Annotated in this window: 10 protein-coding genes and 1 pseudogene; all 11 read left to right on the top strand. The window is 40.4% G+C overall.

What is annotated here, in order from left to right:
• Positions 1–481: 481 nt before the first annotated feature.
• On the top strand, positions 482–853 hold the full coding sequence (locus BJP58_RS02145; protein WP_194542597.1) for a hypothetical protein: 372 nt from the start codon (positions 482–484) through the stop codon (positions 851–853).
• A gap of 38 nt (positions 854–891) precedes the next feature.
• Positions 892–1,296, top strand: a pseudogene (locus BJP58_RS34195) (YkgJ family cysteine cluster protein); the annotation flags it as partial.
• 575 nt (positions 1,297–1,871) lie between these two features.
• Positions 1,872–2,726 (top strand): hypothetical protein, encoded by an 855-nt coding sequence (locus BJP58_RS02135; RefSeq protein WP_194542596.1) that lies wholly within the window; start codon positions 1,872–1,874, stop codon positions 2,724–2,726.
• A complete protein-coding gene (locus BJP58_RS02130; protein WP_194542595.1) occupies positions 2,716–3,216 on the top strand; it encodes a helix-turn-helix domain-containing protein in 501 nt (166 codons plus the stop codon). Before BJP58_RS02135 ends, BJP58_RS02130 begins: the two co-directional genes overlap by 11 nt.
• Positions 3,217–3,269: 53 nt before the next feature.
• Positions 3,270–3,701, top strand: coding sequence for a helix-turn-helix domain-containing protein (locus BJP58_RS02125; protein ID WP_194542594.1), 432 nt, complete (start codon positions 3,270–3,272; stop codon positions 3,699–3,701).
• A gap of 21 nt (positions 3,702–3,722) precedes the next feature.
• Entirely contained in the window at positions 3,723–4,841 is a 1,119-nt protein-coding gene (locus BJP58_RS02120; protein WP_194542593.1) for a hypothetical protein, read from the top strand.
• 675 nt (positions 4,842–5,516) lie between these two features.
• A complete protein-coding gene (locus BJP58_RS02115) occupies positions 5,517–6,968 on the top strand; it encodes a DUF5677 domain-containing protein (RefSeq protein WP_194542592.1) in 1,452 nt (483 codons plus the stop codon).
• Complete coding sequence (locus tag BJP58_RS02110; protein WP_194542591.1) at positions 6,961–8,058, top strand: hypothetical protein; 1,098 nt, start codon at positions 6,961–6,963, stop codon at positions 8,056–8,058. Before BJP58_RS02115 ends, BJP58_RS02110 begins: the two co-directional genes overlap by 8 nt.
• A gap of 369 nt (positions 8,059–8,427) precedes the next feature.
• Positions 8,428–9,444, top strand: coding sequence for a restriction endonuclease (locus BJP58_RS02105; RefSeq protein WP_194542590.1), 1,017 nt, complete (start codon positions 8,428–8,430; stop codon positions 9,442–9,444).
• A gap of 533 nt (positions 9,445–9,977) precedes the next feature.
• Positions 9,978–10,586, top strand: coding sequence for an RNA polymerase sigma factor (locus tag BJP58_RS02100; RefSeq protein ID WP_194542589.1), 609 nt, complete (start codon positions 9,978–9,980; stop codon positions 10,584–10,586).
• Complete coding sequence (locus tag BJP58_RS02095; protein ID WP_194542588.1) at positions 10,534–12,165, top strand: DUF4179 domain-containing protein; 1,632 nt, start codon at positions 10,534–10,536, stop codon at positions 12,163–12,165. Before BJP58_RS02100 ends, BJP58_RS02095 begins: the two co-directional genes overlap by 53 nt.
• Positions 12,166–12,206: the final 41 nt, after the last annotated feature.

Below are 12,206 nucleotides of genomic sequence, written 5' to 3'. Positions count from 1 at the left end.
TAGACAAGAGAAAAAAGACATCTGTTAAGATCGACTTAATCTTACCTAACGAAGGGGATATTTTCATGGCTAAAAAAGGACAATCTTACCGAAGGTACTCCTTGTAATTAAAATTGGAGGCGGCCCGGCTGGTCAACGAAGAACATATGAGTATTCGTGAAGTAGCAAAACGTTAGATATTCAAAACAAATCTTAAGAAACAAGTATGGAAGCATTCTAGAAGAATGCTCGGGGATCAGGTATTCTGCAAAGGATTTGTTAGAGAGGTTGCCAGACTAGAGTTTCAGTAAGGATGGGGCTAATGAAACGAATTCGTTGAAATTGCGAGAAGGAATTCTTCAGTGATTAATGGGGTCGAGCAGATTACTGCTCGGCTAAAGTGAGGTAAGCTTCTATAGGTCTATCACCCTACAGGAGAAGGGAATTAGTCATATTTTGGAGAATATTTATAGGCAGGAATTATAAATGCTGGAGGTAGTTTATGGCTAAGAAAGAACGTTGCTTCTGCGGAAGCGGGAAGGCTTCGAAAAATTGTCATCGGGTCGCTTCTGACAGTCGCGCAGCACATCTATTCAAACTTTATGATCAAGTTGAAACTACAGTTGAATCATACTTTAAACATACCGAGAATTCCCACCAGTGTTTTTCGGGATGTAATAGTTGTTGTAGCGACTTCTTTACAGTCTCAGAGGTTGAACTTGAAATAATCATGGATGAAATTCATACAACGTGGACTGAGCAGGAAATTATCGACCTATATAAAAAGGTAATGGATAATGTCAGGACGTTTCAAGCTGAACATCCAGATTTAGATAATGCAATCCTGACCCAGCTTGATTACGAGGCGACCTAAATAAATTCAAGTCATTTAAAGGCAGTAAGACTAGGACAAGTTTCTCATGTCCACTTCTCAATCAGGAAAATGGAAAATGTTCAGTCTATAGCAAACGCCCATTGGTTTGTAGAACGCATGGAACCACTCATTTTGTATTAGATGAGAAGCTAAACACAGTTGAGAGTACTGTGTGCGAGCATATCCCGAGTCGATTACAAAATAATGTTGTTACACCTGATGTAACTGAGTTGCAAACAAGGTACGAGGAAATCGTCAACGTCACTACTAAGCAAGGTTCGCTCTATATTCGGAAAATGCCACTATTCTACGGCATTCGTGCTCTAGCTTCGATGCAGGGGTATAATCCTGCTAAGTCGGCGGTATTAAACAGACACAATTTAGATATGTCAATGCAAGAGAGTGATTCGATGCAGCTTAAAAAAGCAGCGGCTATGAAGTAGCTGAGGGAGTTACAGTATGGGGCTTGGAAAACTAATCTTCCTTAGACGAAGACGGATTAATAGATTGATGAAGCTGAATAGAGATGAGTTTGATTATTACTTCGACCTCAACAATGTAATGGTCGGTATAAAAGATTTCGATCTAAAGGGCAAATCCGTCAGTTTTTACTTTCATATCGGTAACTGTCATGTATATAAAGATCCATCTCAGGGGTGCTCATTATTTCTTCAGGCTTAGATGATTTAGAACAGCACAACCGTAATGATAAGTCTAATGCTAAGCATTGTCTGTATGTTAATCAGCTAATGCAGGAAGAACCAGAGCGTATGTTTCCGATTAATTTATACAAGTATAAATGCGGTCACTACAGTACTGGTCAAGGTCAGCACAGATTTTGTATATCAGGCACATTATCCAGACCGATTCCTACGGTGATATTGGGGTTCCATAATCATTTGGATTGTGGTTCATGTTCGGGAGAAGGTTTTTATACTCTCAAAAGCTTTTAATTCAATTGAAGGAGATACTCATGTATACGATAAATCTGTTTGAATCATCTATGTACTCTAATCACTTGAACAACAATACATTCCTAAAGTTTGAGTTCGACTTGAGAGTTTCTGATAACATTCAGTTTTTCGATATTGTGATGTCGGATCAAACACACAGGCTTCAAAACATTTTGGACATTCAGGTATCTGCTAAGTCTAACTCCACTTTCTTGAAGAAAGCTGTCGGTGAAATTCAACCCAATATTAAGGTATTCAATCAAAGCTCCGGTTACAGAGAATGGGAATGGATTTTCGATCCCAATGATATCTCTGCTCTCGAAGGGGTTCGATCTGGCGACTTGCACTTTAGTATTGAAGTTAAAGCACTTGTCGAAGTACGGGAGAACGGAAATAAGATCATTCCGATAACCGGCAGCCAGCAGATAAAGATATCTGAATCAGACTGGATTCGGTTCATCCGAAACTTTGGGTATTCCACGAAATACGGAATGACACTTCCCACATCATTGCTAAATGATACGAGTTGGACTCAAGCGTATGAGCATCTCGAATTAGCCAGAGAACATATGCAAAGGGGATTCACTTATGACGCCCTTCGCCAATGTCTATCAGTTATTGAATCATACACCGACATCGGAAATGGACGAGGTGGACCTTACATGGCTAAGTCATGGGAAATGTTTCTAGAAGATGTTTCAGACCAAAAGAAAAGTGGGATTATTGGATTGTTGACTGGTGTATCAACCTATCTCAATAAGATTGGACACCACCGTAACTCAGCACATAGGGAGAACGGGAATCTACCTCCAGTAGCTGTTGACCAGAATGAAGCAGAGTTATTGCTGAGTATTTCACAACTTGTGGTTACATATTTGGAAAAATTAAAACCTAACGGAGGTAATGCAAATGTCCGTTAGAAAAGTAACACTAACCGTAAAAGAAGTCTCCGAGATGTTGGGTATATCAAGTGCAAAAATATACGAAATGGTCAGAACAAAGCAAATTCCCAGCATCAAAGTAGGTAGTAGAGTTGTTTTCCATGAGGACGTACTACGTGAGTGGATGGGAGCAGCGACTGTCTCGCCAAGAGGACCACTGTTAACTCCCCTACCTTCTGACCGAGGTGATTCAGATGATCAGCTATCTGGAATGCGATATGAAATGCATTTATCGAGTGAAACAATTTGCTTTATCCAAACAGTCTTAGAAATTCAAGAAGCTGATATAAAAAAGCATTTAGACGAAGTATTCGAGGAAAGTGCAACAAAAAGCGTTTATTATAAAGATAGACCTGAGGATTTAGAAAAGCGTAGGTTGTATGCCCAGCGTAGATACCACGCTTTAATTCTTGCTCTTGATGAAATTGATCGTGAATTTGCTAGAGCTCAACGGCGAGAACTCAAATGATTGGTTATGTTATTAGAGGTGAAGAGGAAGCGAAGAAGTGGTATGACAAACATATGGATGTGAAGGAAGCTGCCGAGTATTTAGGGCTCTCTAAATATTTAGTTCGCAAAATGGTAAAGGAAAACAAAATTCCTTACACTAAGAGTTACAGGGATATCTCCTTTCATAAGGCGATTCTTGATTCATGGATGCGTGGCGATTTTATTCCAGGTAGAGTTGCTCTAATTCTTGATGATGAATGTATCGAATATGACCTTAGAGATGCACTTAGTGAACATTACCGAAGGTACCCTGAGCTAGTTGAAATGAAACACGAGATACCGCTAACTTTACCCAACGATAATTATCACATTGAAGTTCGTGATGACTGGGTATCTATTTCAATTAAATCAGCATCAGGTTCGGTATCTTCGCAAATGTTTCTCAACAATCAAGTTATTGATCACCTTTTGCATATTGTAAAGGCAAAGAGGTCACCAGAATAAGTAAGGAAGAGGTTCAATGTTATGAACCCATATATTCTCGCTAACGGCTTGCTTGAGAAGTTCAAGCAAGCCGTTAGCGATCATGACGATTTCCTGATTAACACATACAGCAACTACAACGGCAAGAACCTATGGAGCCTGATTTGCTCAGCGAAGGATTGGCTCTCCGTCAGCGTGAACGGTTTGCCGTATATCGATTTGACCCACTCTCATGACGATGTTCGCTCATTGAATGTTCTGCAGCTGATCACGACATACGATATTGTTCTTCAATCCATCGAGCAGCTCCATCGTGTTTTCGAGATGGAATACCCGCTAAAGAAAGACGATTCGGTATTTAATGCGGCTGTTACAGACGATGCGTATTTCGCGCAGATCCGGGCATGCTTCGGAGCGCATCCAGTCGATTTAAGGAGTGCTGATGGAACGAAGAGTACGGACAAGTTCTTCGCTTCCTGGTCTAGTGATATCTGTAATATCGGGGGTAACGGAGATTATTCGGTTTATCTCTACAGCAACAATCCCGATTTGGTTCAACCTATTCGGTTCTCAATGAGTTTCGCCAAAATTCATGAGTATACGATTAAACGATACTCCCTCTTATCGAACGTGATCAGCGTAATTGGAAAAAAGCATGGTATCTTTATCGAGGAGCAGCGGCGGCAGGAGATCGGGTGCAGCTCCAATGTTGTCGAGCATCTCGAAAATCTGTTGCAGGAGAATAGCAGTCGGATCGGAGACGGTGAGGGGTATCATTATGAGATCCATACGCTAATCGGACTTTTCACGGCTCCGCAGGACTTCCCCGAGCACGAACGGCAGGAAGTAGCTAAGTACCTAAAATCCTTGCACCTGTTAATCGATGAGATACACGAAGCGTTTCAGACCATGTCGGTTGGTGAAGAGGATTTAGCTCATATGCATCTTCTGCATTCGAGACCTCGCAGGTTCAAAGAGGTATCCTACGATCTGCACAAGGTATTCGAGTACCTGCACAATTCATCGTATCCGTTATCGATGGTCGACTATCACCTTAAGCGGCTCTCCAGTGAGGGGGTATTGCCGCCCTTTGTGAGTTTGGGAACGGACAAGCTCGACCTGCAACTCCTGCTCTTGGCGAGTCTTGCTAAGAAGAGCTAAGCAGACCATTTGCTTGTCCATATTTTTACTTAATGATATGTTGTGGAATATGGATTTAATGTAATGAGGGAGGATGAGTCTATTGGGGAAAATAACTTCTGAAGTCAGAGCGATAATTGAGAAGTACCGTTATGATCGAAAACTGCGTAAATATTCGGATCAGCACTTCTTCAACGATCATAGAATCTTTGGTGGAACGTTGAGCGGGTTAAAGCAGGTGTCTACAACAGATTCGGTCAATACAAAAAGGTTTACCCGAAGCTTTAATTAAGAACCTTATAGAAGAATCGGATTATTATCGGGCAAAGAATATTATGAAAGAATTAATTAAAGAAGTTGAAACAATGGAAAACAAAATTATTAAGAATAGTATGAACCACTTTAAATACATTTTGATGGAGTCACAGGAAGGCATTAACTTCCGATAACAACATATTCAAACTTCGGGCCATTCGGCCCTCGGTCCGGCAGAAGTTAGAAGAGGATTCGGAGATGGATTTTCAGTTGCGAGGAAGTGGAATCAGCCGGACACATCCCTCCACCTAACCGCATCGCGGCCGCCCTACGGGTTTAAGGCGGAGGGATGTCGTGAATACAAGAACGTTATAAGAAATTCGGGCAATGACTGTAACACAAATACTTGGTTTATACTTAGTTTGTAAATAGGGGGAACTCATGGATCATAGCAAACTTTCTGATCATATTTTCAAAAAAGGAAAATTTATCACGCCTTGGAATGAGTTAATGAATGAAATCGGCAAAGAAAATTCATGGTATCATGGAAGATTGCCAGAATATTTATGGATAGCTCTTATTATTAATTTTTATGGAAGAGAAAAAGGACTAGTAAAATGCAATATCATTCTTAATAAAATTAAGGAACAATTTCCAGCATTAGTTACTCCAAAGTTTTCAAAGATTCTTAATTTCGAGGCGGAAAAGCAAGACGGATTTTTTAAATACTTATTAACTGTTATTGATACTCAAGTATTAGCACCTCTAACTACTATTTTTACCTACTCTAACTTTCCAATTTTTTCGTCAAAGTTCCAATCAAATATGTCAGTTGATCAAAGGATAGAAACTATAAATTCTGTAATGGAGCAAACCAGCGATCATCAATCATATCTCTCTACTGACATTAGATTTATTATAGTGTATTTCGTTGTACTGTCAGGGAAGTTACATATGCAACGTGAATCAATGGCAATGCTTCTTGAGTATCCTACATTACCACATGAAGATGAGAGAATGAGAATGATACGTCCAACGGTAAGGTCAATAGAAATGATGCAGAACGAAATTGATCCTTTTGATGGAGAATATTTAGATTTCTTTTGGGAGGCAGTTAGTAGAATGAATGATTGTAAGTTGTTTTACATAGATATGTCCAGTGATCTACCTGATACAAAAGAATACATGAGCAGAGTTAAAGTAATACTTGAATATTATACAGATTTGTTTACATCAGCAAACCCACTTGATAATAAAATGCTGGTTCTCTTAGGAATAACCACGTATTCGTACAAACGATTAATAGAGTTGGTTGAACATGAACTCTTCTATACAATTTCAGGTAGGGGTATTGTTCGTACAGTAATAGAGGATTACATCATGATGAAATATTTACTTAAAAACGAATCGTTACATACTGATATATGGACAGAGTATCAGTATTACGGAATTGGTCAGTATAAACTCATTGTTGAACGTTTTAGACAATCGGAAAAGGAGTTGCCAAATAGCCATGTTTCTTATGAATATTTAGACATTTTAGTTAATGAATATAAAAACAAAGAATTTATTGACATGGATACTACCTACTTTGATAAACAAAATATCAGAGGAAAGGCAATCGCTGTAGATGAAAAGGAGCTTTTTGACTTTTATTATGATTATGATTCTGCGTTTGAACATGGACTATGGGGAGCGATTCGTGAAAGTTCATTAATTAAGTGTAATACACCTTCACACCAGTATCATTGTGTTCCGGATATAGAAAATAACCAGAAACTGAGAAACGTATGGCACGATTGTGTAAGAGTTATGAATAAAACACTTAATGTTTTAGAGGGGTTATATGGAGTTCCATTGCACTTGTCGGCAGGAGTAAAAGAATATGAATAATAACCTTCTTATAGATGAATTAAATAATATTCAAGTTGAATATAGAACTATTTTAATTAATGCTCTAAAAAATATTAGTGATAATGATGCTGACGCTGTTGTAGATGAAATAGGGGTCTTCTGGGAACGTAATAAAAAAATTGTACAGTGTATATTACGTTATTTATATCAACCTTATAGCGCTTATGTATTTACAGCAGCAACAATTTTGGATCTTGGTGATTACCAGCATTTCCCATTCGTATCGTTGGGGAAGTATCATTTCTGGGATGATCCTATATACAAGTATATAACGATGCTTAGAAAAACTGATGTTAATAGAGATTTTAATTATAAGATGAAGGAACAAATAGAATCTACAATTATGGATAATATAAAGATCATTGATCAAGCTGAGGGAATAATATATATTTTACCAATTAGATTATTAACCGAAGATAATTCGATGATTTATAAAGCTGCTGATCAAGCATTTTTCAGCATGTTTAAAGACTCAATTGATATTGAGTTGTACAAGAATAAATTTGAAACTATAAGTGATATAAAGAATGGATTATTACCGGGGGTTGATAAGAGCATATTTTTTTTAGAAGATGAAGATAGTGGACTGGATCTCGAAACCAGATTTACAGATTATAAGGAGTCAACAGTCTTACCATTACCATCCGATGCTACGGATGCTGAAGTTTTTTGGTTCGTAGTATATAGTTATTTAGCTCAAGCATTCGATACTATTCTATTAAGTGCAGAACATAGACTAGTACCATATGTTAGGTATAAAGTAACCTTTAAATATATATTACAAATCTCAGGAAACTTCGTTGATCATGAAGAAATATCGAATATGCTTTTTAAATGTGTAATTTCCCATATAGTACACTATAAGTTTGACAAGCAAAAAGTATATAAAATTGATATTAGAGATTATTATGAAGCTATTAGAATTTATAATTTTGAAAATCTAGTATTTTCAGAATTAGAACAGAAAGGTAATGGTAATCCTTTTTCTAATCTATCAGTTAGCGAAGTAAATACTATAATTAATCGTAATTTTGATAGTTTTTTTAGATGGTTTCATGATATTAATTAAGTAGATCAGTGATGGCCCGAACTTCTTATAACAAAGTATCTACGTTGCGGGGGACACCCTCCCTTGATCTGCCCGAGGTGTACCAGAGAAGTGAATCTGGCAGATAACCCTGCGAGGCTAAGTCTGTCGGATCCAGTCGCAGTTCTCCCTTAAGCCTCTCAGATTCGTAAATACAAGAACGTTATACGCAACCCCTTGAGATTATTAAACTATGAAACTCACAAAGTATAAATCACTTCAACAGGGATGGTTGGATCTAGTAAATAGACATGAGGGATTAAGTCTACTGGCTGCTGAACAGTATCTTAGAGAGCTTAAAAATAATATCAACAATTAATTTTGGGCAGCTCAAGGAGATGGGTAATTGTAATGGCTATTAGTGTGAGTCGTAAAGAAGTAATAACAAGAACAGGAGAGCTTATAGGCTATAAGTCTGGCTTAGGCTTGAACAAGGAAGAGTTTGATGATATTATTCCGACAGAATATCATCAAATTTGGTTTGGACCAGCAGAAGGTTATCTGCGATTGTATCCCGAAGAATTTGAAGGACTGATTGAGGAACTATTACAGCGCCTTGGTAATATCGAGTCGACAAGTCCTGGATTGTTTACATTGCATTTACGTCATAAGTATAGGCACAACGCAAAAAAAACAAAACTACTGGATGACGTATTTCCGTTTTTTCTTAAAATGATGGAGAATTTCAATACTGCAGCTCAACAAGGTGAAGATCCAAATAAGGCAATGGTACCACCTTTAATTGAAGCGACATTGAAGTATGGTAAAGAAGGTTCTGATCTCATAATGGAGCTCGTAGATGGATTAAATGGTCTCCTTCATAAAAGTCCTTGGACTAGCATTCGGGAAACCGAATGGAAGGATGTAGCTAAACTGAATGATTTGTTTGTTAGCGAAAATTTAAAAACACAACACGGGACTTTTATGGATCAGCGGTATATTGATTATCTAAGAGCAAATTTCGATGATAAGATAGGAAGTATTCACTGGCGAAAATTTGAAGGTCTAACAGCTGAATTTTTTGAAAGACAAGGATACTTTGTTGAAATTGGTCCTGGACGGGCAGATGGTGGTATTGATGTTAGAGTTTGGACAGAAGACCCTAAGCTTGCTGGCCCACCAACAATTCTTATTCAGTGTAAAAGACAAAAGAGTGTGATCGAACAAACTATTGTAAAAGCCCTATATGCTGATGTGCTACATGAACAAGCCCAAAAAGGCTTGATCGTTACATCGAGTAGCTTTTCGCCTGGATCGAAAACATTATGTTTGACACGAGAATATCCAGTCGCAGAAGCCAATCGTGAGACTCTTCGAAGTTGGGTTAAGGCGATGCGTAAACCAGGTACTGGGATCTGGGCCTTGTAAAAAGGAACACGTCATTCATTATTTTATTTCTATGAATGAAACAGTTCCGGTCATACGAACAATATTTGACACAAATTATTTATTGGAATTGTCGAGGGACAAGAACATAGTCCCATTAAAAGTCGCTAATATAGCGGCTTTTTTATTTTATCGTTACTAATCTGTGCAGATGTCGGGAGACCAGAACATGTTCCTTTGAAAGTCGCTAATCGCGGCTATTTTTGTTTTAACGGTACAAGTTCTTGTCCCGAGCCAAAGACAAGAACTTGTACCGATTGCCGTAAAGGACAAGAACATATTCCGATTACCGATTAGATAAGTTTTTATATTTACACTGCTCTAATTCTTTAAGCTAACGTCAAAATAAGATGGCAGCTGATCATTGTGATCGGCTGCTTTTGTTCAACTAACGGGCAGTATAATGGAATAACCAGGAAGGGACTCTAAGAGGGCTCTTTTTTTAAGTGAGAGAAACGGCAAAGGACATCCGTCTATAATATATGAAGTTCAGATGATGAGCAGGGAGGATGGTTATGGCAGACCCGTCACAGGACGTTACGCTGGTCAGTCAAGTACTGGCTGGCGACAAGAGGAGCTTTACACAGCTGGTGGATACGCACAAAAATAAAATATACGGCCTATTACGAGGCCTGGGTGCTAACCCGCAGGATGCCCAGGACTACACGCAGGAGGCTTTTCTGAGAGCTTACCGCAAGCTGGCGGGCTTCAGGGAGGAATCGAACTTCGCCTCATGGCTGTACGCCATCGCCGTGAATGTGATGAAGGATGCGGGGCGGAGAAAAAAGCCTGAGCCGGTAGAAGCTGATGTGCTGATCCGGGTGCAGCATCATCACACCGAAACGCCGGAATCGGCTTATCTCCGCAAGGAAACCGGCGGGGAAGTACAGCAATTACTGCAGCAGCTGCCGGATAAATATCGGATCGTGCTGCTGCTGCGATATACGAATGAACTAAGCTATGACGAAATTGCCGCTATTGCCGGCATTGAGGTGAATCAAGTGCGCAATCGGCTGCACCGGGCCAAGAAGTCTCTGCGAAAAAAGTTCAAGGAGAAGGAGGGGATGATACATGAGATGCTGGAAGCTTGCTCAGACAAAAGAGTACATTCGGTCTGGAAATAAAACGGACGAAGAGCTGGAATTCCATCTTCGCATGTGCCCGGAATGCCGGAGTACGGTAGCCGCGGCAGAGGAGGAAGAAAAAGTATGGACGCAGCTGCTGTATGCCGAGAGACTTCCAGAAGGCTTTACCGAGCAGGTGATGGCTTCCCTTGAACAGATGGAAATCGAGCCTGCAGGGGAAGAATCCATGGCTGTTTCTAAGAAGAGTCATCCGAAATCGCGGCCTTTCTTGAAAAAAAGCGCCTTGTGGGTTGCTTCGCTTCTCGTTGTAGCCATGGCATTGACTTTGTATGCACAGCCGTCCATTGCCGACTGGGTCCGATCGATTTTTGCGAGGGAAACCTCGGATAGCGGAATGATGGATGCCCAAAGCCTTGGACTCGTGCAGAACCCCCATGTCAAAGTGAAGGATAAAGGCTACACGATTGAGATTAACGAAGTGGTCGCCGATGCGACCCGGCTTGTGATGGGGGTGAAGGTGACGGATCCGCGGGGGAAACCTGCCGTGAATCAGGTTGACTGGAGTAAAATTCTTGTCCTAGATGCTAACGATAATGAGGTGGCGCGGCTCAGGGAACAAGGAGGATCGAAGTTCATCGATAAATTGACGTTTGTTTTTACTCGTGAAGTTCAGAATGATCAAGTGAGCGTAGTAGGAGAGGTAAGCGAAATAGGAAATGTATTTTCCAAGAAAGTCGTGAAAGGAAACTGGGATTTCAACTTCAAGCTCGACATGAAAAAGGCGAACGCGCTGAATATTACGACGCCCCTACATGAGAAGTACATGACGCCTGACGGTATGCAGATTGAGATGGAAAAGCTGGTACGCACGCCAAGCGGCGTAAGATTGGAGCTGAGCACTTCCTTGACACCTGAAGCCGCCAAGCGCTCGCCGGGAGTACTGGAGAGCATGCAGCAGCTGATGTTTCATTTTGAAAATGAAAAGGGAGAAGACATATCGAGCGTAAACAATTACAGGGGCGGACACCCAGAGACGATCATTTCGCAGAACAGTGAGCTGCAGGGCGGTAAGCGGCACTGGACCTATACCTTCAGGTATCTTCCGTATGACCGCGAAAAGCTGAGCTTCGTATTTGACGGATACTCCATTCCCATTCAAAGCAGCGGTTCGCTTGAACTGATTCCAAGCGAGCTTAAAGAACATCCGGTTATATTCAAGGATCAGGGAGACGTCGTTACATTAAGCGGCTTTACGGTTGAGCATGACCCGAATGCGAGGATGAATGATCCGAAAATTGCGGGTCTAATTAACATGAAAGGGCAATATCGCAATGAATTCAGCAAAGATGTTTGGGTCGTCAGAGATCAGGATGGAAGGGAATATCCGGCGGAATTCAGAGGGGGAGTCAGTATGGGCAAGATCAAAGAGGCTTCCGGAGATCCCGGCTTTGTTGTGCAGGGCATGACCGAACTGCCGGAGAAGGCCACCTTGATCCGCAAAGTCACCGACAAGTGGTATCCGAATGTGAACTGGTCCTTTGAACTGCCGATCGGCAAGCCAATTCCGGGTCTTGAAAACGTGGATCCGGAGAGCTACTGGAGCTTGGAGATGCCTTAACCTTAGGATTCCGTATGTTTTTATTGTATTTTGACATTGAG

The organism is Paenibacillus sp. JZ16, assembly GCF_015326965.1.
Taxonomy (GTDB): domain Bacteria; phylum Bacillota; class Bacilli; order Paenibacillales; family Paenibacillaceae; genus Paenibacillus_AQ.
The sequence above is the reverse complement of the archived record's forward strand: the minus strand, read 5'-3'. Positions and strand labels throughout refer to the sequence as shown.

Bases quoted from the DNA above. Each gene is read 5' to 3' on its own strand.
- BJP58_RS02145 (WP_194542597.1), top strand. From the start codon at position 482: ATGGCTAAGAAAGAACGTTGCTTCTGCGGAAGCGGGAAGGCTTCGAAA.
- BJP58_RS02130 (WP_194542595.1), top strand. From the start codon at position 2,716: ATGTCCGTTAGAAAAGTAACACTAACCGTAAAAGAAGTCTCCGAGATG.
- BJP58_RS02125 (WP_194542594.1), top strand. From the start codon at position 3,270: ATGGATGTGAAGGAAGCTGCCGAGTATTTAGGGCTCTCTAAATATTTA.
- BJP58_RS02120 (WP_194542593.1), top strand. From the start codon at position 3,723: ATGAACCCATATATTCTCGCTAACGGCTTGCTTGAGAAGTTCAAGCAA.
- BJP58_RS02115 (WP_194542592.1), top strand. From the start codon at position 5,517: ATGGATCATAGCAAACTTTCTGATCATATTTTCAAAAAAGGAAAATTT.
- BJP58_RS02110 (WP_194542591.1), top strand. From the start codon at position 6,961: ATGAATAATAACCTTCTTATAGATGAATTAAATAATATTCAAGTTGAA.
- BJP58_RS02105 (WP_194542590.1), top strand. From the start codon at position 8,428: ATGGCTATTAGTGTGAGTCGTAAAGAAGTAATAACAAGAACAGGAGAG.
- BJP58_RS02100 (WP_194542589.1), top strand. From the start codon at position 9,978: ATGGCAGACCCGTCACAGGACGTTACGCTGGTCAGTCAAGTACTGGCT.
- BJP58_RS02095 (WP_194542588.1), top strand. From the start codon at position 10,534: ATGAGATGCTGGAAGCTTGCTCAGACAAAAGAGTACATTCGGTCTGGA.